Genomic DNA, 24,937 nt, shown 5'->3' with positions numbered 1-24,937 from the left:
GACGCGACGCGACCCCGCCGCGATGACCCACCGCGAGGTCCTGGAAGCGATGACCGGGCTGCTGGCGGCGCTGTTCACGGCGCTGCTCAGCACCACGATCGTCGCCACCGCACTGCCCACCATCATCGGCGACCTGGAGGGATCGCAAACCGCCTACGCCTGGGTCATCACCACAGCGCTGCTGGCCAACGCCGCCTCCACCCCGATCTGGGGCAAATTCGCCGACCTGTTCAACAAGAAACTGCTGGTCCAATCGGCCATCGTCATTTTCGTCACCGGCTCCATCATCGCCGGACTCGCCCACACCGTGCCGATACTGCTGGCCGCGCGCGTCGTGCAGGGCATCGGCATGGGCGGGCTGACCGCGCTCGTCGTCGCGATCATCGGCTCCATCGTCGCCCCACGCGAACGCGGACGCTACTCCGGCTACATGGGCGCGGTCATGGCGGTCTCGATGTCCGGCGGCCCCATCCTCGGCGGCGTCATCGTCGACAGCCCACTGGGTTGGCGCTGGTGCTTCTTCGTATGCGTGCCACTGGCCGTGATCGCACTGGCGCTGTTGCAGCGCACCCTGCGACTACCCACCGAACGCAAAGACGGCGTGAGGATCGACTGGCTCGGCGCCGCGCTGCTGACCGCCGGGGTCTCGGTACTGCTGATCTGGGTGTCCTTCGCCGGCAAAGCCGGATACTACGCGTGGATGTCGCGGGAAACGGCGATCTACGTCGCCGCCGGCGTGCTGCTGCTGCTCGCCACCGTATGGGTCGAGTCCCGCGCCGAATCGCCGATCATCCCGCTGCCGATCATCACCGAACCCACCACCGGCCTGGCGATCATCGCCTCCATCGCCGTCGGCGTCGGCATGTTCGGCGCGACCACCTTCCTGGGCCAATACTTCCAAACCGCACGCGGCTACTCCCCGACCATCGCCGGAGTCCTGACCATCCCGCTCGTCGCGGGCATGCTGACCGCCTCGGTCGGCTCCGGCCAACTCATCACCCGACGCGGCAAATGGAAAAGCTTCGTCGTCGCCGGCGCCGCGCTGCTGGTAACCGGATTCGCGCTGCTGTCCACCATCGACCACGCCACCAACCTGTGGCTGGTCGGCGCCTACATCACCATCGTCGGCCTCGGCGTCGGCATGATGATGCAAAACCTGGTCCTGGCCGTACAGAACACCGTCAGCGTGCACAACATCGGCGCCGCCTCCAGCAGCGTCGCCTTCTTCCGCACCTTCGGCGGCGCCATCGGCGTCTCGATCCTCGGCTCGGTACTGGCCAGCCGCGTCAGCGAACTATCCGCCCAAGGATTCGCCAAGCTCGGTGTGCGGACCGGCACCACGGGCGGCGGCAATCTGAATCTCAATGCCTTGCCCACACCGATAGCCACCATCGTGCGCGCCTCCTACGGCGACGCCACCGGACGAATCTTCCTCATCGCCGCCGCCGCAACAGCCGTCGCACTCATCGCCACCGCACTGCTACCCAACCGCCCACTACGCCGCACAATCGACATCAACCCCGCACCCGACCCGACCACGAAAAAGTCTGCGGTGCGGGACGATCCGACTGCCACGGACGACATGGCCGCACTGGATGCCGAACTGGACGCATTCGCCGAGTCGAGCTGGGACGAAAACCAACTCTGGGAAGGCGCCGAGCGGGTGTTGCCCGAGCCGGTCCCAGCCGCGTCGATCGGGCGGCATGCGGTGGTAGAGCAGAACGGTCGTGTGTACCGGGTGGCCGCGTCGGCACAGAACGGTCAGTCGACCGGCGGCTTGCCGGGGCCGGACTTCGATGGTGGGGCGTTGCGTGGTCGTGTCCATCGTGAAGACGGTCGTCCGGTGCCGGGTGCGGTGTTGACGTTGGTTGATCACGGTGGCCGTCAGGTCGCGCGGGCGAACAGTGCTGCTGATGGTGGCTATGCGATCACCGCGCCGGAGACGGGTGACTATGTGTTGATCGTGTCGGCGATGGGGCACCAGCCGACCGCGGTGAACGTGTCGGTCGGCCAGCGGCCCCATCACCTGGATCTGACCTTGGTGGGCTCCGGCGAGTTGTCGGGTGTCGTTCGTACCGCCGGCTCCGGTGTGCCGCTGCCGGGTGCGACCGTCACGTTGACCGATTTGCGTGGCGAGGTGGTCGGGTCGGCTGTCGCAGGCGGCGACGGCGCCTACGTATGTCGCGGTGTGGTCTCAGGTGTCTATACCCTGGTCGCGGTCGCTGAGCATATGCGTCCCAGTGCCACCACATTGACGGTGCCGGACAGCGGTGTTTTGCGTCATGACATCGAGTTGTCCACGATGGCGGTGCTTGCGGGCTCCGCGTGGGCCGAGGGCAGCCGAGCGGTGCCGGATGTCCTGGTCAGTGTGCTCGACGCCGCGGGGCAGGTGACCGCCACGGCACGCACCGACGAGAACGGCCGGTATGTCGTGACCGATCTGCCCGAAGGGCAGTACACCGTTGTCGCGCGCGGTTATCCGCCGGTGACCGGGCAGGTCACCGTGTCCGGTGGCGAGGTCGCCTACGATGTGCGGCTCGGTTACGAGATCGAGGATCGTCGATGAGCGGATTGACCGGTCGTGTTCGCACCGCACAAGGGTGGCCGGTGCCGAACGCGGTGTTGACAGTGACGGATATGACGGGGCGCCAGATCGCCCGTGCGGTCGTCGACGAGACCGGGGCGGTGGGCACTGAGCTGTTGCCCGCGGGTGTTCATACCGCGGTGCTCACCGCTGTCGGGTTCGAGCCCGTAGCCCGCACCGTGCGGATCTCTTCAGCAGGGACGGGTGTGCTCGGGGAGATGGTGTTGGCGCCGATCGCCGGGACGGTGGCGGCACCGCCACCGGGGCCGTGGACGATCGATCCGGTGCATTCGACGGTGATCGCAACGGTGCGTCATCTGGGTATAGCGAGTATCAAGGCCCGATTCGCCGAGGTGAGCGGGCGGCTCGATATCGGTGAGCCGTTCGAGCGGTCCACCGGACACGCGGAGATCAAAGCGGCGAGTATCGATACCGGTATCTCTGCGCGTGACAATCACCTCCGTTCGCCCGAGTTCTTGGATGTCGACACCTATCCGCTGATCACATTCACCGGCAGCGGGTTGCGCCGTACCGGTGGTGACACCTGGGTGATGCCGGGTGAGCTCACCCTGCACGGGCAGCGCCGCCCGGTCGATCTCGAGGTCACCTACGGTGGCTTCGGAGCGGATCCATGGGGCGGCGTGCGTGCTGCGTTCCACGCCGAAACAGTGTTGCATCGCAACGATTTCGCGATCGATTACAACGCGGTCGTGCGCGCGGGAGTGGCCGCCGTCGGCACCACCGTCAAAATCGACCTCGACATCGAAGTCGTACAAGGCGAGCGGCTACCCGCGATCTAGCCTGCTGCGGAGAAATATCTGCGCTGGGCCGATGAATTTCGTTCGTGCACATCGTCCGCATTCCGAAGAGGGAACCGACTGCACGAGGAGAACCCATGACCCATCTGCCGTCCGCGGTCACCGCGCGGACCCTCGACGTCCCGGGTGCGCACCTGTACTACGAACTGCGTGGCGCGGGCCCGCTGGTCGTACTGGCGGGCGCGCCGATGGACGCCGCCGCGTTCGCGCCGTTGGCCGATCTGCTCGCCGTGGACCACACCGTGCTCACCACCGACCCGCGTGGGCACCAAGGTTCCACGCTGAAGGACGCCGAAGAGGACTCGACGCCGGAACTGCGCGCCGACGACCTCGTCCGGCTCATCGCGCACGTCGACGCCGGGCCCGCCGTGGTCTTCGGTTCCAGTGGCGGTGCGGTGACCGCGCTCGCACTCGCCCAGTCTCGTCCTGATCTCGTCACTACGGCGATCGCGCACGAACCACCGATCAACGCGCTGATCGCCGACCGGGACGCGCATCGAGCCGCGACCGACGACCTCGTCGCCACCTATGCCCGAGGCGACGTGCTCGGCGCTTGGCGGAAGTTCTTCGCGGCCGCGAACATTGCGATGCCCGAGCCGGTGCTCGAGCAGATGTTCGGCCCGGAGCGCGACCCGCGGCAGCTGGCCAGTGAACGTTACTGGTTCGCCCACGAGATCCGCGGCACCACCACCTGGGAACCCGATATCCGCGCCCTGCGCCACGCGTCCACTCGTCTCGTCATCGGTATCGGCGCGGAATCCGCCGGGCAATTCTGTGATCGCACCTCGCGCGCGCTCGCCGCGGCGCTCGACCTGACGCCAACGCTGTTCCCCGGTGGACACACCGGATTCGTCGACGATCCCGGCGCCTTCGCCGACCGGCTGCGCGAAATCCTCGACAAGTCCTGAATCGGCTGGAGTCGCCTGCGAAGTCTCGGGATCCGGCTCACAACGTGAATCTGCGGCCCTTCGCGGCCCACTCGCCGCGGCCGCGCGGCGTGATGGCCCAGCGGCCGCGGTGCTGGCAGTCCATGATCAAACCGCGCGACTGCAGGCGCAGCAATGCGCTGCGCACCGACCAGGCGGTCAGTCGCGCCTGCTGCGCCAGCTGCTCCACAGTGAGCAACCCGCCCGGCGCCAGCACACCCAGCACCGCGAAATCGGCGGCAGTCCTGGGGCGTCTCATCATGTCGCGGCCCTTTCCCTCGAGGAGAAGGCAGCCCGGGACCGACATCGGCGCGGTGGCCCGGGCTGCCGAATCGACGGTAGAAGCCACACCGATACCGCCGCCCACATTTTGCGCGACTTTGCGAAGTGCGTTGACCGGCATCGGGTCCGGTGGGGACGATTGCACGACATCGTCCGCCAGCTCTCGCAAAGGATCAGCTATGAACCTGCGACTTCTCGGATCCGGATCCGACCATGGAGCTTGCCCCGCCGTGTATGCGACCGACACCGGCGTGCTCGTGGTGCAGGGCGATGCCACCGACCGCACGGGCACGGTGCGTGTACCGCACCAATTGCTGGACTGGCTGGAACCAGGCATGTGGCTACGGGTGGAGCCGAGTGGAACCTGCGGTTCGGTGCTGGTGGCCGGCGAACCGGTCACCGACCCCGAACTGCTCGCCCAGTTGACCCTCGACTGTCACGAAACCGCCGTGGTGGTGCGCTGATGCTGCACGTCGCCGGTGACCGCTGTTTCGAGCCGCTCTTTCGGGCGGCTCGATTCCGCGCTTTCCACTTGGAGGTGAGAGATCAGTACCTGATGGAGGACGAGCAGGAAGCGTTGCGCCGCTTCGATGCCGGAGTAGCGTACGAGCGAGAGGAACAGCCCGAGTCGTGGAAAGCCTGGGATGCTCTGATGGTCGAGTCGGCCACCCGCGGAGTCACGCTGGAGCGACTACGTGTCGTGACGGTCCCGCATACCGGCTACACCCGGTGGTTGTTGTCGGCGACCGACGACAACATCGCCACCGGCGAGGCGGTGCGCTGGCTACCGCGGCATCTGGTCGACGCGGCGGATCTGCCGCACGACGACTACTGGCTGTTCGACTCGGACACGGTGGCCTTCAACACCTTCGCCGAGAACGGGGCGTTCACCGGGCTGTCGATCAGTACTGATCCGGCGCTGGTCGCCCGGTACCTGCGGGTGCGGGAACGGCTGTGGCCCATGGGCATCGATCATCAACGATATTGCGAGAGTGAGCACGTACCCGAGTGAACGGTGTGTCGGACGCACGCGAGGTGCTGGGCGCGCGCCTGCGTGAACTTCGTCGCGCTGCCCACCTCACCGGCCTGGAGCTGGCCGCGAGGTGCGGCTGGCATTCGAGCAAGGTCTCCCGGATCGAGGGCGGCAAGCAGACGCCGTCGGAAGCGGACCTCGCCGCGTGGTGTGAAGCGTGCGGTAACACCGCCGTGCTGGACGATCTGGTCGCCAATGCGCGCAATCTACAGTCGATGTACCTGGAATGGCAGCGCACCGTCGCCTCCGGGCACGCGCGCAGGCAACGGCAATCGATCCATTTGGAATCGCAGACCACGCAGATCCGCTGGTACGCGCCGGACACGTTGCCGGGCCTGCTGCAAACCGAGGGCTACGCGCGCGCGATCCTGACCGCCTGCATCGCGGTGACCGGTGGGCGCGACGACCTGGAAGAAGCGGTGGCCGCGCGCATGACCCGTAAGCAGGTGCTCTTCCGGGCGAAACACCGGTTCCACTTCGTGGTCAACCAGGCCGCGCTCTGGCGCACGGTCGGCGACGCGAGCGTCATGGCCGAGCAGCTCGCCCACCTGCTCGCGGTGATGGCCAACCCGACTGTGCGGTTGGGCATCATCCCGATCTGCGCCGAGTACCGCGCCCCCGCGACGAACTTCGTCATCTACGACCGCTCACAGGTGCTGACCGAGACGGTCTCGGCGGAGCTGACCATCACGCGCCCGTCCGAGATCGCGCTGCACGAGAAGACCTTCGCGATCCTTGCCGACCAAGCCGAGTACGGCGATCGCGCCCGGGCGCTGATCGCGAAAGCGCTGCAAGGCCGGCGCGGCGCCTGAGTGCATCGAGCCAGCCGTGAGACGACGATGCCGCCGCGGTCGTGCGGCGGCATCGGGGCGAGCGGGCCGGTCAGCGAACGAACGTCGCCGCCTGCTCGGCGAGGTCGAGCAACGGCTGCGGAAAGACACCGAGCGCGAACGTGATCGCCGCGGTGACCGCCACGATCGTCGTCGTCAGCGGCGGGCTGACCAGCACCGGCGCGTCGGCGGGCGGGTCGGTGAAGAACATGAGCACGATGACCCGCAGGTAGAAGAACGCCGCGACGGCGCTGCAGATCACGCCGATGACGACCAGTGGCGCCGCGCCGCCCGAAGCGGCGGCCTCGAAGACGGTGAACTTGCTGACGAAGCCGCTGGTGAGCGGCAACCCCGCGAAGGAGAGCAGGAACAGCGCGAATACCGTTGCCAGCCAGGGTGACCTGCGGCCGAGCCCAGCCCACCGTGGCAGGCCGGTGGCCTCGTCACCGTCCGGCTCGCGGACCGAGCTGACCACCGCGAACGCGCCGAGTGTGCCGATTCCGTAAGCCAGCAGATAGAACAGCACGGCCGCGACACCGCGGTCGTTGGCCGCCACCGGGCCGGTGAGCAGGAACCCGGCATGCGCCACCGAGGAATACGCGAGCATTCGTTTGACGTCGGTCTGCGTGATCGCCATGACCGCGCCGACGGCCATGGTGGCGATCGCGACGGCCGCGAGGATGGGCCGCCAGTCGTCGCGCAGACCGGGCACCGCGACCTGCAGCACACGCACCAACGCGCCGACCGCCGCGATTTTGGTAGCGGCGGCCATGAACCCGGTGATCGCGGTGGGAGCGCCCTGGTAGACGTCGGGCACCCAGGACTGGAACGGCACCGCGCCGATCTTGAACAGCAGGCCGACCGCGAGCATCGCGATCCCGAGGACCGCCAGCGTCGCGTTGTCCGGATGCTGGGCGATCGCGTCGGCGATGCCGCCGAGTCGCACCGTAGCCGCCTGCCCGTACAGCAGCGCGACGCCGTAGAGGAAGAACGCCGAGGAGAACGCGCCGAGCAGGAAGTACTTCAGCGCCGCCTCTTGGGAGAGCAACCGCTTGCGCCGGGCCAGACCGCACAGCAGATACAGCGGCAGCGACAGCACTTCGAGGGCGACGAACATGGTCAGCAGGTCGTTGGACGCCGGGAACAGCAGCAAGCCGCCGACGGCCAACAGCGTCAGGGGGAACACCTCGGTGGTCGCGACACCCGCGCGCAGCGCCGCGGCTTCGGTCGCGCTGCCGGGCACCGCCGAGGCCTGGGGCGTGAACGCGTCCACGCCGCGTTCGAGGGTGGCGGCGGCTCGGCTCCAGGTTCCGGGGCCCGACCGCGCCCGCAGACGCGGCTCGGCTCCGCGCTCGGCGATGAACAGAATCCCGAGCAGCGACACCACCAGGATCGTGCCCTGCAGGAACAGCGTCACGCCGTCGATCGCGACCGCACCGGCGACAGCGGTGGATTCGGTGCCCGCCAGCAGCACCACCGCGATCAGCGCGGCGACCAAGCCGACCACGCTCAGTACCAGATGGGTGGCATAGCGGTAGTGCCGGGCGACGAACGCTTCGGCCAGTACACCGAGTACGGCGGCGCCGAACACGATGAGCATGGGGGACAGGGCGCCGTATTCGATGCTCGGCGCGGGAACGCTCGCGGCGAGCGTCGCGGTGGAGGCGAGGTCGGTCATTTGTGGACACCTCCGGGATGGTGGGTCGATCCCGCTTCCGCCGGTGGTGTCGACGGTGCGGGGTCGGTCCGGCCGATGGTGGTGAGGGTCTGGCTCACCGCGGGATTGATGAAGTCGGTCAAGACTTTCGGGTAGATGCCGAGGAACAGCAGCGCGGCGATCAGCGGTATCACGACGGCGAGTTCGCGCGGGGCGAGATCCCAGATCCGCTCGTTGCCCTTCTTCACCGGTCCGGTCATCATCCGCTGGTAGAGCCACAGGACGTAGAGTGCAGCGAGCACCAGCGCGCTCGCGGCGATCACGGCGGCGAACTGGTAGCGGGTGAAGGTACCGATCAGCACGAGGAATTCGCTGACGAAGGGTGCGAGCCCGGGTAGCGACAGCGTCGCGAGACCGGCGATGAAGAACGTGCCCGCCAGCACCGGGGCCACCTTCTGCACGCCGCCGTAATCGGCGATGAGCCGGGTTCCGCGCCGGGACACCAGGAATCCGGCCACCAGGAACAGTGCGGCGGTGGAGATGCCGTGATTGACCATGTACAGCGTCGCGCCGGTTTGACCCTGGCTGGTCATGGCGAAGACGCCGAGGATGATGAAACCGAAGTGGGAGATCGAGGTGTAGGCGATCAGGCGCATCACGTCGGTCTGCCCGATGGCCAGCAGCGCGCCGTAGACGATGCCGATCACCGCGAGCGTGATCACCAGCGGCGCGTAGGTGCTCGACGCGTCGGGGAACAGGGGCAGGCAGTAGCGCAGCATGCCGAAGGTGCCCACTTTGTCGACCACCGCCATCATCAGCACCGCGCTGGAAGGCGTGGCGGCGACGGCGGCGTCGGGCAGCCAGGTGTGCAGCGGCCACAAGGGCGCCTTCACCGCGAAAGCGAACATGAACCCGAGGAACAGGGCATTGAGCACCGCGGGACCCGCGCCGAGCTGCCCGGCGTTGGCGGCGGCGACCACGGTGCGGAAATCGAACGTGCCCGAGGACCCTTCGCCCAAACCTTCGCGGGCGGTGAGTACGTACAACCCGATGACCGCGGCCAGCATGATCAACCCGCCGAACAGGTTGTACAGCAAGAACTTCACCGCCGCGCGCGAGCGCTGCCTGCGCACCAGCGCGTCGCCGGTACGCGGCCCGAACCCGCCGATGAGGAAGTACATCGGGATGAGCATCGCCTCGAAGAAGACGTAGAACAGCAGGATGTCCAAGGCGACGAAGGAGACCAGCACCATCGCCTCGACGAGCATGATGAGCGCGACGTAGGTGTGGGCCACCCGCTTGCCGCTGCCGACTTCGCGTTCGTCGTGCCAGCCCGCCAGGATCAGCAGGGGCACCAGTGCCGCGGTCAGCAGCACCAGCACCAGTGCGATGCCGTCCAGTCCGAGGGTGTAGCCGGCGCCGAACGCCGGAATCCACTGATGGGATTCGACGAACTGGTATTGCGCGCCGCCGGGATCGAAGCGCACCGCCAGCGCGATGCCGATACCGAGCGTGAGCACCGAGAAGGCCAGTGCCACCGCGCGCGCGAGCGTGCGTCGCGCGGCGGGCAGCACGAGCACGATCGCCGCACCGACGACCGGTGCCAGCCACAGCGTCGTCAACCAGGGGAACTCGCTCACCACAACCTCACCGCCAGCAGGGCTGCGGCCACCAGGGCCGCGCCGGTGAACATGGACAGGGCATAGGAGCGCACGAAGCCGGACTGCACACGCCGGGCTCGTGCGGACAACCCGCCGATCAGCGCCGCGGTGCCGTTCACGACGCCGTCGATGCCGCGATTGTCGAGGAATACCAGCGCCCGGGTGAGGTACCGTCCCGGCCGCATGAACGCCGTTTCGTTGACCGCGTCGCCGTAGAGGTCGCGGCGCGCCGCGACGGTGAGCGCGGAGACGGCTTCGGGTGCGGTCTCGGGGATGTCGCGCTGCGCGTACTGCGAGTAGGCCACCCAGACTCCGACGGCGACCACGCCCAGCGCCAGTATGGTGACCAGCGCCGCGGGAACGGTTTCGGTGCCGTGGTGGGCGCCCACGACCGGTTCGAGCCAGTTCTGCAGCGAGGAGCCGAAGACGAACACCGCGCCCGCCCCGATCGAGCCGAGGGCGAGCAGGATCATCGGCCCGGTCATCACCGCGGGGGCTTCGTGCGGGTGGGTGTCCGGTTTCCAGCGCCGTTCGCCGAAGAACGTCATCAGCATGACCCGCGTCATGTAGAACGCGGTCAGGCCCGCGCCCAGCAGCGTGACCAATCCCAGCGCGACTCCACCGAGACCGCCTTGGTTGAACGCCGCCTCGATGATCCGGTCTTTGGAGAAGAATCCGGCGAACGGCGGAACACCGATGATGGCGAGGTAGCCGAGGCCGAAGGTGACGTAGGTGATCGGCAGCAGGGTGCGCAGTCCGCCGTAGCGGCGCATGTCGGTTTCGTCGTTCATCGCGTGCATCACCGAACCGGCGCCGAGGAACAGCCCGGCCTTGAAGAACCCGTGGGTGAGCAGGTGCATGATGGCGAAGGCGTATCCGGCGGGGCCGAGTCCGGCGGCCAGCACCATGTAGCCGATCTGGCTCATGGTGGAGGCGGCGAGCGCCTTCTTGATGTCGTCCTTCGCGCAGCCGATGATCGCGCCGAACAGCAGGGTGACCGCGCCGACCAGCACCACGCCGAGGCGCGCGTTCGGTGCGAGGTCGAAGATCGCGTTGGAGCGCGCGATCAGGTACACGCCCGCGGTGACCATGGTCGCCGCGTGGATGAGCGCCGACACCGGGGTGGGGCCTTCCATCGCGTCACCGAGCCAGGATTGCAGCGGCACCTGCGCGGACTTGCCGCACGCGGCCAGCAGCAGCAACAGGCCGATCGCGGTGAGTGTGCCCTCGCCCGCGGCGGACGCGGCGCCGAACACGACGTCGAAGTCGATCGACCCGAACGTCGCGAACATGACCATCATCGCGATCGCCAAGCCCATGTCGCCGACCCGGTTGACGACGAAGGCCTTCTTGGCCGCCGTTGCCGCCGAGGGCTTTTCGTGCCAGAACCCGATCAGCAGGTAGGAGGCCAGGCCGACGCCCTCCCAGCCGAGGTAGAGCACGAGGTAGTTGTTCGCCAAGACCAGCAGCAGCATGGCCGCGAGGAACAGGTTCAGGTAGGCGAAGAACCGCCGCCGAGCCGGATCGTGGCTCATGTAGCCGATCGAGTAGATGTGGATCAACGAGCCGACGCCGGTGATCAGCAGCGCGAAACAGATCGACAGCTGATCGAGTCGCAGCGAGAAGTCGACCTGCAGACCGGCTACCGGAACCCAGCTGAACAGATCCTCGCGCACCGCGCGGTCGGCGGTGTCGCGTCCGAGCATGTCGGCGAACGCGAGCGCGGCGACCACGAACGAGGCCAGGGCCAGCGCGGTGCCGAGCAGATGGCCCCACTTGTCGGCGTAACGTCCGGTCAGCAGCAGGACGATCGCGCCCGCCAGGGGGAGGGCGGGCAGCAGCCACAGCGTTGCGGTGTCCACGTCAGAACTTCAGCAGGTTGGCGTCGTCGACCGAGGTCGAGCGGCGGGTGCGGAAGATGGTCATGATGATGGCCAGGCCGACGACCACCTCGGCCGCGGCGACCACCATCGTGAAGAACGCGAACACCTGTCCGTCGAGGTTGGCGTGCATCCGGGCGAAGGTGACGAACGCGAGGTTCACCGCGTTGAGCATCAGCTCGATGCACATGAACACGACGATGGCGTTGCGCCGCAGCAACACTCCGGCCGCGCCGATCGTGAACAGCAGGGCGGACAGGAACAGGTAGTTCTCGGGATTCACCGGTTGCCTTCCTCGTCGCTGGGTGTGTCGGCCGCGTCCGCCGCGGGCGTGGTGCCGACCGAGATGACGGCCGCTTCGGTGAGCGCCCTGGTGCGGCGGTGCCGCAGGATGGTGCTGACCGACAGTTCCTCGAACGACCCGTCGGGCAGCCGCGCGGGGATGTCCACCGCGTTGTGCCTGGCGTAGACGCCGGGGGTGGGCAGTGGTGTGGCGCGGTGGCCCTTCTCGCGGAAGCGGCGGCGCGACAGTTCACGCTGATCGGTGCGGGGGCCGAAGTGCTCGCGGTGCGCGAGCACCATGGCGCCGATGGTTGCGGTGATCAGCAGGGCGCCGGTGAGTTCGAAGGCCCACACGTAGCGCAGGAAGATCAGTTCGGCCAATTCGGCGATCACGTTGCGGCCGGGGAAACCGTTGGCGGGGAAGGTGGTTCCGGATTCGCGTACGCCGTGGGCGATGCCGCCGCTGAGCAGCAGCCCGAAGCCGATGCCGACCGCAGCGGCGGCGAGTCGCTGGCCGCGGATGGTCTCTTTGAGCGATTCGGCGGAGTCGACGCCGACGAGCATCAGCACGAACAGGAAAAGCATCATGACCGCGCCGGTGTAGACCACGATCTGCACGATGCCGAGGAACAGTGCGTCCTGGGCGATGTAGAACGCGGCCAGCGCGATCATCGTCGCGGCCAGGCACAGTGCGGAGTGCACGGCCTTGGGGGCGAACACCATGCCGAGCGCGCCGAGCACGGCGATAGGGGCGAGGATCCAGAATTGGACGGTCTCGCCGGTGGATGCGCGAGTCAGTGGCTCCGCGGCCAGGATCAGTTCGGTCATCGTGTCACTCCTTCCGCGCCGGCGGCGGCGGGCTTGCGGAGCGCGTCGGTCGCCGTGGCACCGCTGGTGGCAGGCGCGCCGGGCACCCGGCCGAGGTAGTAGTCGGCCTCGTCGGCGCCGGGGTGCATGGCGTGCGGCGGTGGGGTCATTCCGGGCTGCAACGGGGCGAGCAATCGGTCCTTCTCGTAGATCAGGTCGGCCCGGTTGTCATCGGTCATCTCGTAGTCGTTGGTCATCGTCAGCGCCCGGGTGGGGCAGGCTTCGATGCACAGGCCGCAGCCGATGCAGCGCAGGTAGTTGATCTGATAGACCCGGCCGTATCGTTCACCAGGCGAGAATCGTTCGGTCTCGGTGTTGTCGGCGCCCTCGACGTAGATCGCGTCGGCGGGGCAGGCCCATGCGCACAGCTCACAGCCGATGCACTTCTCCAAGCCGTCGGGATGCCGGTTGAGCTGGTGTCTGCCGTGGTAACGCGGCGCGGTCGGCGTCTTCTGCTCGGGATAGAACTCGGTGTTCGGCTTCTTGAACATGGTGCCCGCGGTGACCGCGAACCCGCCCAGTGGATCGAACAGCCCGGCTTTGGTGCGGGTGGCGTCGCGTGTGTGCGCGTCGGCGGGCAGCGGCGGAACCGGGAAGCCGAGGAAGACCGTCGACTCGGGGGAATCCGCGGTCACGGGTTGCTCGACCGGTGGCGGCGCCGCCTGCGCCCGGCCCGCCCGCAGGAATTGCAGCACCAGCAGACCGGTGACCACCAAGCCGCCGATCACCAGGATGGGGGTTTGCACCCGATAGCCCTCGGCCTGCAACACCCGTGCGGTGGCCACCACCATGACCCAAGCCAGGGAGGTCGGGATCAGCAGTTTCCAACCGAGGTTCATGAACTGGTCGTAGCGCAGCCGGGGCAGTGTGCCGCGCAGCCAGATGAACACGAACAGGAACGTCCAGACCTTCGCGGTGAACCACAGCACCGGCCACCAACCGGAATTGGCGCCGTCCCACATGTTCAGCGGCCACGGGGCGTGCCAGCCACCCAGGAACAGGGTGGTGGCCAGCGCGGACACCGTTCCCATGTTGACGTACTCGGCCAGCATGAACATGGCGAACTTGAGCGAGGAGTACTCGGTGTGGAAGCCGCCGACCAGCTCGCCCTCGGCCTCCGGCAGGTCGAACGGCGCCCGGTTGGTCTCTCCGACCATCGAGACGCAGTAGATCAGGAACGACGGCAGCAGCAGGAAGACATACCAGGTGCCTTCCTGCGCGGACACGATGCCGGAGGTGGCCATGGTGCCCGCGAGCAGGAACACCGTCGCGAAGCACAGCGCCATCGCGATCTCGTAGGAGATGACCTGCGCGGTCGAGCGCAACCCGCCCAGCAGCGGATAGGTCGAGCCCGACGACCATCCGGCCAGCACGATGCCGTAGACGCCGATGGAGGTGATCGCGAGGATGTACAGCACCGCCACCGGCAGATCGGTGAGCTGCAGCGGCGTCATGACACCGAAGAACGACACCTCGGGCCCGAAGGGGATCACCGCGAACGCCATGAACGCGGGCACCACCGAGATGACCGGCGCCAGGATGTAGATCGGCTTGTCCACGATCGCCGGGACGATGTCTTCCTTGAGGGCCATCTTCACGCCGTCGGCGATGCTCTGCAACGAGCCGAACGGCCCGGTCCGGTTGGGGCCGATCCGCATTTGCATGCGTGCCACGATCTTTCGTTCCGCGAGCACGGCGATCAGCGGAATCAGCATCAGGTAGACGAAGACGGCCAGCGCCTTGACGATCACCAGCCACAAAGGGTCGTGCCCGAAGCCGGCGGGCGCGTAGGGATCGGAGGCGGCGTGGGTAACCGTGGAGGTCAAGGCGAGCGCGGCGAGATCACTCATGACGGTGCTCCTTCATCCTCTCGTCGGCGTGCCGCAGATGCACGATCGCGCCGGGCTGCACGGCGAGTTGCTCGGCGATGGAGCAGCCGGGCGAGTGCTGCGGCAGCCAGACCACCCGGTCGGGCAGGTCGCTGATCAGCAGGGGGAGCGTGACCGTGCCGCGGCTGGTGGCGACCGTGACCGGGTCGTCGGGTTGTACGCCGATCTCGGCGGCGGTGGCCGCCGACAGGCGCACCACCGGGGGCCGGGCGATACCGGCCAGATTCGGTTCGCCGTCCTGCATCCGGCCTTCGTCCAGCAGCATGCGCCAACTGGCGAGCACCGCCGTTCCCGGCTCGAGCCGCGGCAACGGGTTCGACGGGTGCGTGGGGGCGGTGACGGGTGCGCCGTCCCACGCGCCGAGTTCGGCGAGCTCGGCGCGGACGGATTCGATGTCGGGCAGGCCGAGGCGCACCGACATCTCCTCGGCGATGGCGTGCAGCACGCGCTGATCCGACAGCGGCGCGGTCTGGCGGCGCACCATGTCGTCACCGAGCGCGGCGGCGAACGGGCGCGGCCTGCCCTCCCAGGTGCGGAAGGTGCCGGACTTCTCCATGGCCGCGGCTACCGGGAAGACCACGTCGGCGCGTTCGGTGACCGGGCTGCGGCGCAGTTCCAGACTCACCACGAACCTGGCCGCGTCGATCGCGGCCAGCGCTGCGGCCGGGTCGGGCAGGTCGGCGACATCGACTCCGCCGATGACCAGCGCGCCGAGGCCGGAGGCGGCCTCCAGGATCGCCGTGGTGTCCCGGCCCGCGCCGACGGGCAGCTCCGGCACGTTCCAGACAGCCCGGACCTGTTGGCGGGCACGGGGATCGGCGACGGGCCTGCCGCCGGGAAGCAGGCCGGGCATGGCGCCCGCTTCGACCGCGCCACGTTCGCCTGCCCGGCGCGGCACCCAGGCGAGGGCGGCCGCGGTTTCGTCGGCGAGGCGCACCGCGGCCGACAGCGCGCCCGCGACGCCCGCCATCCGCTCGCCGACCATGATCACCGCACCGGGTTCGCGCAGCAGCCGGGCCAGATCGGCCAGCTGGGCGGGATCCGCGCCGGGCGTGGTGATCTCGCCGGTGCGGATGGCGTCGAGCAGATGCGGTTCGGCGCCCGGCACGGCGCGCATCAGCCGTCCGGACATGCGCTCGAGCCCGCGCGAGGAGTACGGCGCGAGCGAGTAGATCGGCAGGCCGCGCTTGCGGGCCGCTTTGCGCAGCCGCAGGTAGACGATCGGCGACTCTTCCTCGGGTTCGAATCCGACGAGCAGGACGACCGGTGCGGCTTCCATGCTGTCGTAGGTGACCGCGCCGTCCTGGCCCGCGACGCGGGCGGCGAGGAAATCGGCCTCCTCGGCAGAATGCGCGCGGGAGCGGAAGTCGACGTCGTTGGTGCCGAGGGCGACTCGCGCGAACTTCGCGTAGGCGTAGGCGTCCTCCTCGGTGACCCGTCCGCCGACCAGCACGCCGGCGTTGCCGAAGGACGCGGCCAGCCCCTCCGCGGCCGCGGCCAGCGCCTGCGACCACGAGGCGGGGGCGAGTTCGCCGTCCCAGCCGCGCACCAGAGGGGTGGTGAGCCGGTCGGGTCCGGTGGCGTAGGCGAAAGCCCACCGGCCCTTGTCGCAGTTCCATTCCTCGTTGACCTGCGGGTCGTCTCCGGCCAGCCTGCGCAACACCTTGCCGCGCCGGTGGTCGGTGCGCTGGGCGCAGCCGGAGGCACAGTGCTCGCAGACGTTCGGGCTGGACACCAGGTCGAACGGGCGCGCGCGGAATCGGTAGGCGGTGCCGGTGAGCGCGCCGACGGGGCAGATCTGCACGGTGTTGCCGGAGAAATAGGAGTCCAGCGGTTCGGCCTGCGCGGTGCCGACCTGTTGCAGCGCGCCGCGATCCATCAGTTCGATGAACGGGTCGCCCGCGATCTGCTGGGAGAAACGGGTGCAGCGGGCGCAGAGTACACAGCGTTCCCGGTCCAGCAGCACGGCCGTGGACAGCGGAATCGGTTTGGGATAGGTGCGCTTGCGGCCGTCGAACCGGCTTTCGGCCCGGCCGGTGGACATCGCCTGATTCTGCAACGGGCACTCGCCGCCCTTGTCGCACACCGGACAGTCGAGCGGATGGTTGATCAGCAGCAGCTCCATCACGCCCTCCTGCGCCTTGTCGGCGGCGGGGGAGGTGAGCTGGGTGCGCACCACCATGCCGTCGGCGACGGCCATGGTGCAGGAGGCGACCGGCTTGCGCTGCCCTTCGACTTCCACCAGGCATTGACGGCATGCGCCGACCGGGTCGAGCAGCGGATGGTCGCAGAAGCGGGGGATCTGGATGCCGATGAGCTCGGCGGCCCGGATCAGCAGTGTGCCGGGCGGCACGCTGACGGCGGTGTCGTCGATGGTCACGGTCACCAGGTCGGCGGGCGCGGGCCCGCCGTTGTTGTCACGCACGGCGGCAGGCCCGTTCGCCGCCCGGCCGCCACCCCTGATCGAATCGCTCCGCGATACCGGTTTCATCGGACCTCTTCTCCTGACTCGGCCCATGCCGTGCTGCGCGCCGGGTCGAACGGGCAGCGGCCCAGCCGCAGGTGTTCGACGTACTCCTCGCGGAAGTACTTCAGCGAGGAGATGATCGGGCTGGCCGCGCCGTCGCCGAGGGCGCAGAACGACTTGCCGTTGATGGTGTCGCTGATGTCGAGCAGCTTGTCCAGGTCGGATGCGACGCCGGTGCCCGCCTCGATACGGTGCAGCAGCTGCACCAGCCAGTAGGTGCCCTCCCGGCACGGGGTGCACTTGCCGCAGGACTCGTGGGCGTAGAACTCCGTCCAGCGCAGCACGGCGCGCACCACGCAGGTGGTGTCGTCGAAGATCTGCAAGGCTTTGGTGCCGAGCATGGATCCCGCACCCGCGACGCCTTCGTAGTCGAGCGGGACGTCGAGGTGTTCCTCGGTGAACAGCGGCGTGGACGAGCCGCCCGGAGTCCAGAACTTCACCCGATGCCCGGCGCGCACGCCACCGGCGTAGCCGAGTAGTTCGCGCAGCGTCACGCCCAGCGGGGCCTCGTACTGCCCGGGCCGGGTGACGTGACCCGACAGCGAATAGAGCGTGAAGCCGGGCGAGCGCTCGCTGCCCATGGAGCGGAACCACGCGATGCCGTTGCGGATGATGGGCGGCACGCTGGCGATGGACTCGACGTTGTTCACCACGGTCGGGCAGGCGTACAGACCCGCGACGGCGGGGAACGGCGGGCGCAGCCGAGGCTGGCCGCGGCGCCCTTCCAGCGAGTCCAGCAGTGCGGTTTCCTCACCGCAGATGTAGGCGCCCGCGCCCGCGTGCACGATCAGCTCGAGGTCGTAGCCGGAGCCGAGGATGTCGTGACCGAGGAAGCCCGCCTCGTAGGCCTGGGCCACCGCGGCCTGTAGCCGCCGCAGCACCGGAACCACCTCGCCGCGCACGTAGATGAACGCGTGCGCCGCGCGGATGGCGTAGGCGGCGATGACGACGCCTTCGATCAGCGCGTGCGGGGCGGCCAGCATGAGCGGAATGTCCTTGCAGGTGCCTGGTTCCGATTCGTCGGCGTTCACCACCAAGTAGTGCGGCTTGGTGACACCGTCGGGACCGGGCCCCTGCGGGATGAAACTCCATTTCATGCCGGTGGGGAAGCCCGCGCCGCCGCGCCCGCGCAGGCCCGCGTCCTTGACGGTCTGGATGATCTGATCCGGGTCCATCCGCAGGGCGGTACGCAGCGCCTGGTAGCCGTCGTGGCGCAGGTAGGTGTCCATCGTCCAGGACTGCGGATCGTCCCAGTAGGTGCTCAGCACCGGGGTGAGCGTCATCGCCTGCCCTCCGCGTCCTCTTCCGGCGTGGGGGCGCGCATGCCCTGTTCGCGGGCCACCCGCAGGCCGGCGAGTGTCGCGTCACCGGCCGCGCCGTCGAGCACACCGGGGCGCTCATCGGGGAAACCGGCGAGGATGCGGGCGGTCTGCTTGAACGTGCACAGCGGCGCGCCCCTGGTCGGGGTGACCTGCTGTCCGGCTCGCAGCGCGTCCACCAGCGCCCGCGCGGACTCGGGGGTCTGGTTGTCGAAGAACTCCCAGTTGACCATGACGACCGGCGCGAAGTCGCAGGCCGCGTTGCACTCGACGTGCTCCAGCGTGATCGATCCGTCCGCGGTGGTCTCGCCGTGCCCGATGCCGAGGTGGCGCTCGAGTGCGGCGAGGATGGCGTCGCCGCCCATGACCGCGCAGAGCGTATTGGTGCAGACGCCGACGTGGTAGTCGCCGGTCGGTGTGCGCCGGAACATCGAGTAGAAGGTGGCGACCGCGGTGACTTCGGCGCCGGTCAAGCCCAATTGCTCGGCGCAGAACTCGATTCCGGTGCCGGTGACGCAACCCTCCTCGGACTGCACCAGGTGCAGCAGGGGCAGTAGCGCCGAGCGCGGATGCGGATAGCGCGCGATGATCTCCTTGGCGTCGGTTTCGAGCCGTTCGCGCACGAAGGGCTGGTACGGCTCGGGCCGGGCGCTGAGCTTCAGCAGGACCCGCGTGCCACCGGTCCCGTAGCCGCCGTTCGGGGTATCGCCGTCTGTTGCCGGGTTCATCGGTCCACTCCGCCCATGACGGGGTCGATGCTGGCGACCGAGGCGATGACGTCGGCGACCATGCCGCCCTCGCACATCGCCGCGACCGCTTGCAGATTGGTGAACGAGGGGTCGCGATAGTGCACGCGGTAGGGCCGGGTGCCGCCGTCGCTGACCATGTGCACGCCCAGCTCGCCGCGCGGTGACTCGACGGCCGCGTACACCTGGCCGGCCGGAACGCGGATGCCTTCGGTGACCAGCTTGAAATGGTGGATCAGGCCCTCCATGGACCTGCCCATGATCTTGCCGATGTGCTCGGGAGAGTTGCCGAGTCCGTCGGCGCCGAGTTGCAGGTCGGCGGGCCAGGCGATCTTCTTGTCGTCGATCATGACCGGGCCGGGCCGCAACCGGTCCAGGCACTGCTCGACGATCTTGAGCGATTCCTTCATCTCTTCCACCCGGATGACGTAGCGGCCGTAGCAGTCGCATCCGGTGGTGATGGGGACGTCGAATTCGTAATTCTCGTAGCCGCAGTAGGGCTGGGCTTTGCGCAGGTCGTGGGGCAGGCCGGTGGCGCGCAGCACCGGGCCGGTGATGCCGAGGGCCATGCAGCCCTGCAGGTCGAGATAGCCGATGTTCTGGGTGCGGGCCTTCCAGATCGGGTTGGCGGTGAGCAGGCGCTCCATATCGCGCAGCCGTTCGGGCAGCAGCGCGAGCAGTTCGCGCACCTTGGTGACGCCGTTGTCGGGGAGGTCCTGAGCCAGGCCGCCGGGGCGGATGAACGCGTGATTCATCCGCAGGCCGGTGATCGTCTCGAACACGTCGAGGATCAGCTCGCGTTCGCGGAAGCCGAACAGCATCGGCGTCAACGCCCCGAGCTCCATGCCGCCGGTGGCCAGGGCGACCAGGTGCGAGGAGATGCGGTTGAGCTCCATCAGCAGCACGCGGACGATCGTGGCGCGCTCGGGGATCTGCTCGGTGATGTCGAGCAGTTTCTCCACGCCAAGGCAGTACGCCGTCTCGTTGAAGAACGGCGACAGGTAGTCCATCCGGGTGACGAACGTGACGCCCTGGGTCCAGTTGCGGAATTCGAGGTTCTTCTCGATCCCGGTGTGCAGGTAGCCGATTCCGCAGCGGGCCTCGGTGACCGTCTCGCCTTCGATCTCGAGGATCAGGCGCAGCACACCATGGGTGGACGGATGCTGCGGACCCATGTTGACGACGATGCGTTCTTCGCCCGCGCCGGACAGCGTCTCGGCCACCTGGTCCCAGTCCTGGCCTGCGACGGTGACCGTGGCGGGCTCGGGCGCGGTGACCTCGGGTTCGGTGTCGGTGTCGCTCATCAGCTGTATGCCCTCCGCTCGTCGGGCGGCGGGATGCGCGCGCCCTTGTATTCGACCGGGATCCCGCCGAGCGGGTAGTCCTTGCGCTGGGGGTGACCGCGCCAGTCGTCCGGCATGGTGATCCGGGTCAGCGAGGGGTGCCCGTCGAACCGGATGCCGAAGAAGTCGTAGGTCTCGCGCTCATGCCAATCGGTGGTCGGATACACCTCGTAGAGCGAGGGGATGTGCGGGTCCGCGTCCGGTGCGGAGACCTCCACGCGTAGACGGCGGTTGTGCGTGATCGACATGAGGTGGTAGACGGCGTGCAGTTCACGGCCGGAGTCCGCCGGGTAGTGCACGCCGTTGACGCCGAGGCAGAGCTCGAATCGCAGCGCGGGATCGTCGCGCAACGCGCGGGCCACCGTGGGCAGATGTTCCCGGCGCACGTGCAGAGTGAGTTCGCCACGGAAGACGATCACCTTCTCCAGCGCGGCGTCCGAGCGGGCGCCGGTGGCGGCGAGCGCGGCGTGCAGCGCGGCGACCAGCTCGTCGAAGTACCCGCCGTAGGGGGCGGGCGTGCCACCGGGCAGGGTGACGGGGCGGACCAGGCGGCCGTAGCCGGAAGTGTCGCCGGTGCCGGTGACACCGAACATGCCGCGGCGCACGCCGATCACGTCGGCCTCCGCCGGCCTGGAATCCTCTTCGGGCAGTGTGCCTTCGGGGCCCGCGGTGGCGGCGGCATCGATCGCGTCGTGCGCGGGCGGTGTTTCGGTGTCGTCGGGGGTGTCGAAGGTCATCGCAGCAGACCCTCCATCCGGATGGTCGGCGTCGAGGCGAGCGCGGCCTGTTCGGCGGCGCGAATGGCCTCCTCGCGGTTGACGCCGAGCGGCATCTGTTGAATCTTGGCGTGCAATGCCAGGATCGCGTTCAGCAGCATCTCCGGCCGGGGCGGGCAGCCGGGCAGGTAGATGTCCACCGGCACCACGTGATCCACGCCCTGCACGATGGCGTAGTTGTTGAACATCCCGCCGGAGGAGGCGCAGACGCCCATCGCCAGCACCCATTTGGGTTCGGTCATCTGGTCGTAGACCTGGCGCAGCACCGGAGCCATCTTCTGACTCACCCGGCCCGCGACGATCATCAGATCGGCCTGCCGCGGCGAGGCGCGGAAGGCCTCCATGCCGAAGCGGGCGATGTCGAAACGGCCCCCGCCGGTGGCCATCATCTCGATGGCGCAGCAGGCGAGCCCGAAGGTGGCCGGCCACAGGGAGCCCTTGCGAAGGTATCCGGCGAAATCCTCGACGGTGCTCAGCAGGAAGCCGCTGGGCAGTTTTTCCTCGAGACCCATGTTCTACTGACTCGCTTCCACTCGTCGGCTACGAATTCGGCTGCGCGGTGGTCAGTCCCAGCTGAGGCCACCCCGTCGCCATTCGTAGGCGTAGGCCACCGAGACGTTGACGATGAACAACGCCATCGCGGCCAGACCGAAGAGACCGAGCGCATCGAAGTGGACTGCCCACGGGTAGAGGAACACGATCTCGATGTCGAAGATGATGAACAACATGGCGGTGAGGTAGTACTTCACCGGAAAGCGTTGCCCGGTAACGTTTCCCGGTCCGCCCGCCACGGCATGCGGCGTGGGTTCGATACCGCATTCGTAGGGTTCCAGCTTTGCCCGGTTTCGTCGTTTCGGGCCGACCAGGGCGGACAGGACGATGGAGAACAGCGCGAACGCCGCCGCGATCGCGCCGAGTACAAGTGTCGGCACCTCGATGTTCACGACTGCACTTCCCCTCCTTGCGAGCGGCAGCTGACAACAGCGTCCGAGGCGGGCTGACGTCGTTGTCCGCCTCGGCCAGACTCGCCCCTCGGCTCCACCCGGGGACGGTCATGACCGGATCCGTCTCCGTGTGAGGTAGGGCACAGCCTACAACTGAACCGGCGGCCCGCACCGCGTTTGGCAGCGGCGTTTGATCGAATTCAGTACAAGCATTTATGACCGAAACGGTGGTAATCCGCGCGAAGGGTCCGCACCGTTGGGTGAACGGTCAGTTGGAAACGTTGAGATGCCAGGTACCGCGACGTCAAATGTGGTCCCGAGCGGGTTCGCAGTCGGAAAAGGCGGCAAACTGCGCGGCGAACAACGGCGCCGAGGGGCGGCGCGGTCGAGGGTCGCTTACCGGCGGTCCTGGCGCGGTGGAGCGCCCGGGTGAATTAATTCATGATCGCTATGAATAGCTGGCGGGATCAGGCCGCCGAGCGGCTGCGCAGCAGAGCCACGACGGCCTCGGTGAGGCGGAGCGGATCGATGGGATGCGCCACGGCTGCCTCCGCGCGCGACCAGCTGGCAAGCCATGCGTCGTCGGCCCTGCCGGTGAGCACCAGCAGCGGCGGGCACGGATCGACTTCGTCCTTCAACTGCTTCGCGATGCCGAGCCCGCCGACGGGGGCGGCCTCGCCGTCGAGCATGGCCAAGTCGATGCCACCGGCGTCCAGCTGCGCGATCACCACGGGAGCGGTGGCGACCTCCAGGTACTCGAACTCCGGTAGCTCCGCGCTCGGACGCTTGCCCAAGGCCTGGATCACCTGGCGCCTGGTGTCGGCGTCGTTGCTGTACACGAGGACCCGCAGTGGGGTGGAACGAGTGGAATCGGCCACGAACGGCATGGTACGTCCGCGAGGGCGTACCGCGTGGCAGGTTCGGCGCAGATGGTTCGCACGCGTCGTGCGCGGCGCGTCACCAGTGCGGTCGTCCGGCGAAAGCCGATGGCAAGCAGTTGATAAGGATCTGCCGGTAAAGTCCGGCCAATGCGGGGAGATATCACGCAGGCCCTCGTCGACACCGACGTATGGACCGATGAAATGCTCGGCAGCGCCGGGATTCCGGTGTTCGACGTACCGTTCGTGACCATCGGCAGCGGGATCGGATCGTTCGTCACCTACGACACGCTCCGGATCTTCGGCGTGCCCGCCGAAGCGATGGCGGTGCTCGGTCCGCAGGAGCACCCGTGGACCTCCTACGAGTACCTCACCAGGGTGTCGCAGATCCCCCGTGCCGAACGCCTGCGCAGCGACTCGGCCTCCACGCCGGACAACATCTGGGGCTTTCCGTCCTACGCGGTGCGGGAGGCGATCGCGGACAAGTCGATCAAGCCGCTGTGGAACGTCTTCGTCGAGCCGATCTTCGCCAACTACTACACCCCGCGTGCGGGCCAGGCGTTCGCCTCCATGGAGCGGGAATTCCACCGCATCGGCTATGCCCGCTCGTTGCACCGCGGGCACGTGCGCATGGTCCGCAAGCGCAACGGCGGCGGATACTTCACCATCCTCACCCCGCCCGCGGGTTCGGCACCGACCAAGCGGGTCGCTTTCCGCAGCACGTACGTCCATGTCGCCGTCGGCTATCCGGGGCTGAAGCTGCTGCCGGATCTGCAGGAGTATCGCGAGACCCATCGTGATCCCACCCGTGTGGTCAATGCCTACGAGCCGCACGAGCACGTCTATCAGGCGCTCCAGCGGCGGCCCGGCACGGTGCTGATCCGCGGCAGCGGGATCGTGGCCAGCCGCGTCCTGCAACGGCTCATCGACGATCGGGACAAGTACCGGCTAGACACCCGGATCCTGCACCTGTTCCGCACCTATATCGCAGGCTCGCACGGCAAGAACATCTTCAGCAGGCGCAAGGGCGGCGACGGATGGGCCTACCAGGGTTTCAACTATCCGAAGTCGGTGTGGGGCGGTCAGCTCAAGCAGAAGGTGCGACGACTGCAAGGCGAGGAACGGGCGCGCGCGTACAAGGAGATCTCCGGCACCAACACCCCCATCCGCGACAACTGGCAGGAACAGTTGCGCCGTGGCCGCCGGGAGGGGTGGTACCAGGTGATGGCCGGCACGATGCGCGCTCCGCGTCCTGCCGCTGGACGGCAAGGCGTGGTCGCCACGATTCTTCCGGATTCCAGTGCGCCCTTGCCTTTTCCGCCGCCGACGCAACCTTTCGACACGACCGTCGACTACATCATCGACTGCACGGGGTTGGAAGCCGACGTCCGGGAGCACCGGCTGTTGGCAGACCTGCTCGACCACACCGGCGCGGGCCGTAATCCGCTCGGTCGGCTGGACGTGGACACGACCTTCGAGCTGATCGGCACCCGCAGCGGCACAGGACGGATATACGCCTCCGGCAGCGCGACGCTCGGCGGGCCGTTCGCCGGGGTGGACACCTTCCTCGGCTTGCAGATCGCCGCGCAGGAGATCGCCGACGACCTGGCCGCGGTCGGGTTCTGCCGCAGGATGGGGCCGCTGCGCTCGACGCGGCAATGGTGGCTGTGGGTTACGAACGAGAAGATCTGAGCG

The 24,937-nt window shown here is 68.1% G+C and carries 22 protein-coding genes; 7 read left to right on the top strand and 15 right to left on the bottom strand.

Going from position 1 to position 24,937, the window contains the following annotated elements; all coding sequences use genetic code 11:
- The first annotated feature begins 22 nt into the window (after window positions 1-22).
- The 3 genes from ACFV2O_RS28575 (at window position 23) to ACFV2O_RS28565 (ending at window position 4,310) form a co-directional block, all read left to right on the top strand.
- Window positions 23-2,566: an MFS transporter gene (locus ACFV2O_RS28575; RefSeq protein ID WP_379254550.1), complete on the top strand. Its 2,544-nt coding sequence runs from the start codon at window positions 23-25 to the stop codon at window positions 2,564-2,566.
- Window positions 2,563-3,384, top strand: a complete 822-nt coding sequence (locus ACFV2O_RS28570; protein WP_379254465.1) for a YceI family protein — start codon at window positions 2,563-2,565, stop codon at window positions 3,382-3,384. Before ACFV2O_RS28575 ends, ACFV2O_RS28570 begins: the two co-directional genes overlap by 4 nt.
- Before the next feature lie 95 nt (window positions 3,385-3,479).
- Window positions 3,480-4,310 carry an alpha/beta fold hydrolase gene (locus tag ACFV2O_RS28565; RefSeq protein ID WP_379254464.1) on the top strand — a complete coding sequence of 277 codons (831 nt, stop codon included), beginning with the start codon at window positions 3,480-3,482 and terminating at the stop codon, window positions 4,308-4,310.
- A gap of 37 nt (window positions 4,311-4,347) precedes the next feature.
- Here ACFV2O_RS28565 and ACFV2O_RS28560 read toward each other — a convergent pair whose 3' ends face one another.
- Window positions 4,348-4,590 (bottom strand): helix-turn-helix domain-containing protein, encoded by a 243-nt coding sequence (locus tag ACFV2O_RS28560; RefSeq protein ID WP_159929549.1) that lies wholly within the window; start codon window positions 4,588-4,590, stop codon window positions 4,348-4,350.
- A gap of 250 nt (window positions 4,591-4,840) precedes the next feature.
- Here ACFV2O_RS28560 and ACFV2O_RS28555 point away from each other — a divergent pair, with 250 nt between their 5' ends.
- Genes ACFV2O_RS28555 through ACFV2O_RS28545 form a run of 3 tightly spaced genes read left to right on the top strand, consistent with a single transcriptional unit; the run spans window position 4,841 to window position 6,455 of the window.
- On the top strand, window positions 4,841-5,074 hold the full coding sequence (locus ACFV2O_RS28555) for a hypothetical protein (protein WP_355074014.1): 234 nt from the start codon (window positions 4,841-4,843) through the stop codon (window positions 5,072-5,074).
- Window positions 5,074-5,622 (top strand): DUF6879 family protein, encoded by a 549-nt coding sequence (locus tag ACFV2O_RS28550; protein ID WP_355074012.1) that lies wholly within the window; start codon window positions 5,074-5,076, stop codon window positions 5,620-5,622. Before ACFV2O_RS28555 ends, ACFV2O_RS28550 begins: the two co-directional genes overlap by 1 nt.
- A gap of 5 nt (window positions 5,623-5,627) precedes the next feature.
- A complete protein-coding gene (locus ACFV2O_RS28545) occupies window positions 5,628-6,455 on the top strand; it encodes a helix-turn-helix domain-containing protein (RefSeq protein WP_379254463.1) in 828 nt (275 codons plus the stop codon).
- Between the two features lie 70 nt (window positions 6,456-6,525).
- Here ACFV2O_RS28545 and nuoN read toward each other — a convergent pair whose 3' ends face one another.
- The 14 genes from nuoN to ACFV2O_RS28475 form a co-directional block, all read right to left on the bottom strand.
- Entirely contained in the window at window positions 6,526-8,151 is a 1,626-nt protein-coding gene (nuoN, locus tag ACFV2O_RS28540) for an NADH-quinone oxidoreductase subunit NuoN (protein ID WP_379254461.1), read from the bottom strand.
- Entirely contained in the window at window positions 8,148-9,770 is a 1,623-nt protein-coding gene (locus ACFV2O_RS28535) for an NADH-quinone oxidoreductase subunit M (protein WP_379254459.1), read from the bottom strand. The genes nuoN and ACFV2O_RS28535 overlap by 4 nt, the downstream gene beginning before the upstream one ends.
- Window positions 9,767-11,653, bottom strand: a complete 1,887-nt coding sequence (gene nuoL / locus ACFV2O_RS28530; protein WP_379254457.1) for an NADH-quinone oxidoreductase subunit L — start codon at window positions 11,651-11,653, stop codon at window positions 9,767-9,769. The genes ACFV2O_RS28535 and nuoL overlap by 4 nt, the downstream gene beginning before the upstream one ends.
- A gap of 1 nt (window position 11,654) precedes the next feature.
- Window positions 11,655-11,954 carry an NADH-quinone oxidoreductase subunit NuoK gene (gene nuoK, locus ACFV2O_RS28525; protein WP_355074002.1) on the bottom strand — a complete coding sequence of 100 codons (300 nt, stop codon included), beginning with the start codon at window positions 11,952-11,954 and terminating at the stop codon, window positions 11,655-11,657.
- Entirely contained in the window at window positions 11,951-12,781 is an 831-nt protein-coding gene (locus tag ACFV2O_RS28520; protein ID WP_355074000.1) for an NADH-quinone oxidoreductase subunit J, read from the bottom strand. Before ACFV2O_RS28520 ends, nuoK begins: the two co-directional genes overlap by 4 nt.
- The gene (gene nuoH, locus ACFV2O_RS28515; protein ID WP_379254455.1) at window positions 12,778-14,670 is read right to left on the bottom strand and encodes an NADH-quinone oxidoreductase subunit NuoH; all 1,893 of its coding nucleotides are present in this window, start codon (window positions 14,668-14,670) and stop codon (window positions 12,778-12,780) included. The genes ACFV2O_RS28520 and nuoH overlap by 4 nt, the downstream gene beginning before the upstream one ends.
- Window positions 14,663-17,200 (bottom strand): NADH-quinone oxidoreductase subunit G, encoded by a 2,538-nt coding sequence (locus ACFV2O_RS28510; protein ID WP_379254454.1) that lies wholly within the window; start codon window positions 17,198-17,200, stop codon window positions 14,663-14,665. The genes nuoH and ACFV2O_RS28510 overlap by 8 nt, the downstream gene beginning before the upstream one ends.
- Entirely contained in the window at window positions 17,197-18,519 is a 1,323-nt protein-coding gene (nuoF, locus tag ACFV2O_RS28505; protein ID WP_379254453.1) for an NADH-quinone oxidoreductase subunit NuoF, read from the bottom strand. The genes ACFV2O_RS28510 and nuoF overlap by 4 nt, the downstream gene beginning before the upstream one ends.
- The gene (nuoE, locus tag ACFV2O_RS28500; protein ID WP_379254452.1) at window positions 18,516-19,283 is read right to left on the bottom strand and encodes an NADH-quinone oxidoreductase subunit NuoE; all 768 of its coding nucleotides are present in this window, start codon (window positions 19,281-19,283) and stop codon (window positions 18,516-18,518) included. Before nuoE ends, nuoF begins: the two co-directional genes overlap by 4 nt.
- Entirely contained in the window at window positions 19,280-20,605 is a 1,326-nt protein-coding gene (gene nuoD / locus ACFV2O_RS28495; RefSeq protein WP_379254450.1) for an NADH dehydrogenase (quinone) subunit D, read from the bottom strand. Before nuoD ends, nuoE begins: the two co-directional genes overlap by 4 nt.
- Entirely contained in the window at window positions 20,605-21,381 is a 777-nt protein-coding gene (locus ACFV2O_RS28490; RefSeq protein ID WP_379254448.1) for an NADH-quinone oxidoreductase subunit C, read from the bottom strand. The genes nuoD and ACFV2O_RS28490 overlap by 1 nt, the downstream gene beginning before the upstream one ends.
- On the bottom strand, window positions 21,378-21,932 hold the full coding sequence (locus tag ACFV2O_RS28485; protein ID WP_040866749.1) for an NADH-quinone oxidoreductase subunit B family protein: 555 nt from the start codon (window positions 21,930-21,932) through the stop codon (window positions 21,378-21,380). The genes ACFV2O_RS28490 and ACFV2O_RS28485 overlap by 4 nt, the downstream gene beginning before the upstream one ends.
- A 51-nt stretch (window positions 21,933-21,983) precedes the next feature.
- Window positions 21,984-22,364 (bottom strand): NADH-quinone oxidoreductase subunit A, encoded by a 381-nt coding sequence (locus tag ACFV2O_RS28480; protein ID WP_067807371.1) that lies wholly within the window; start codon window positions 22,362-22,364, stop codon window positions 21,984-21,986.
- 467 nt (window positions 22,365-22,831) lie between these two features.
- Window positions 22,832-23,251 carry a hypothetical protein gene (locus ACFV2O_RS28475; protein ID WP_379254446.1) on the bottom strand — a complete coding sequence of 140 codons (420 nt, stop codon included), beginning with the start codon at window positions 23,249-23,251 and terminating at the stop codon, window positions 22,832-22,834.
- Window positions 23,252-23,392: 141 nt separating this feature from the next.
- On the opposite strand from ACFV2O_RS28475, the gene ACFV2O_RS28470 reads away from it, so the two are divergent.
- On the top strand, window positions 23,393-24,934 hold the full coding sequence (locus tag ACFV2O_RS28470; RefSeq protein WP_379254445.1) for a hypothetical protein: 1,542 nt from the start codon (window positions 23,393-23,395) through the stop codon (window positions 24,932-24,934).
- The last annotated feature ends 3 nt before the right edge of the window (window positions 24,935-24,937 follow it).

Origin of the sequence: Nocardia sp. NPDC059691 (assembly GCF_042733915.1) — a bacterium.
Classification (GTDB): Bacteria; Actinomycetota; Actinomycetes; order Mycobacteriales; family Mycobacteriaceae; genus Nocardia; species Nocardia sichangensis.
The sequence above is the reverse complement of the archived record's forward strand: the minus strand, read 5'-3'. Positions and strand labels throughout refer to the sequence as shown.

What these genes read in the sequence shown, in the direction of transcription:
- ACFV2O_RS28575 (WP_379254550.1), top strand. Translation starts at nt 23, where the DNA reads ATGACCCACCGCGAGGTCCTGGAAGCGATGACCGGGCTGCTGGCGGCG.
- ACFV2O_RS28570 (WP_379254465.1), top strand. Translation starts at nt 2,563, where the DNA reads ATGAGCGGATTGACCGGTCGTGTTCGCACCGCACAAGGGTGGCCGGTG.
- ACFV2O_RS28565 (WP_379254464.1), top strand. Translation starts at nt 3,480, where the DNA reads ATGACCCATCTGCCGTCCGCGGTCACCGCGCGGACCCTCGACGTCCCG.
- ACFV2O_RS28560 (WP_159929549.1), bottom strand. Translation starts at nt 4,590, where the DNA reads ATGATGAGACGCCCCAGGACTGCCGCCGATTTCGCGGTGCTGGGTGTG.
- ACFV2O_RS28550 (WP_355074012.1), top strand. Translation starts at nt 5,074, where the DNA reads ATGCTGCACGTCGCCGGTGACCGCTGTTTCGAGCCGCTCTTTCGGGCG.
- nuoN (WP_379254461.1), bottom strand. Translation starts at nt 8,151, where the DNA reads ATGACCGACCTCGCCTCCACCGCGACGCTCGCCGCGAGCGTTCCCGCG.
- ACFV2O_RS28520 (WP_355074000.1), bottom strand. Translation starts at nt 12,781, where the DNA reads ATGACCGAACTGATCCTGGCCGCGGAGCCACTGACTCGCGCATCCACC.
- nuoH (WP_379254455.1), bottom strand. Translation starts at nt 14,670, where the DNA reads ATGAGTGATCTCGCCGCGCTCGCCTTGACCTCCACGGTTACCCACGCC.
- ACFV2O_RS28510 (WP_379254454.1), bottom strand. Translation starts at nt 17,200, where the DNA reads ATGAAACCGGTATCGCGGAGCGATTCGATCAGGGGTGGCGGCCGGGCG.
- nuoF (WP_379254453.1), bottom strand. Translation starts at nt 18,519, where the DNA reads ATGACGCTCACCCCGGTGCTGAGCACCTACTGGGACGATCCGCAGTCC.
- nuoE (WP_379254452.1), bottom strand. Translation starts at nt 19,283, where the DNA reads ATGAACCCGGCAACAGACGGCGATACCCCGAACGGCGGCTACGGGACC.
- nuoD (WP_379254450.1), bottom strand. Translation starts at nt 20,605, where the DNA reads ATGAGCGACACCGACACCGAACCCGAGGTCACCGCGCCCGAGCCCGCC.
- ACFV2O_RS28490 (WP_379254448.1), bottom strand. Translation starts at nt 21,381, where the DNA reads ATGACCTTCGACACCCCCGACGACACCGAAACACCGCCCGCGCACGAC.
- ACFV2O_RS28485 (WP_040866749.1), bottom strand. Translation starts at nt 21,932, where the DNA reads ATGGGTCTCGAGGAAAAACTGCCCAGCGGCTTCCTGCTGAGCACCGTC.
- ACFV2O_RS28475 (WP_379254446.1), bottom strand. Translation starts at nt 23,251, where the DNA reads ATGCCGTTCGTGGCCGATTCCACTCGTTCCACCCCACTGCGGGTCCTC.
- ACFV2O_RS28470 (WP_379254445.1), top strand. Translation starts at nt 23,393, where the DNA reads ATGCGGGGAGATATCACGCAGGCCCTCGTCGACACCGACGTATGGACC.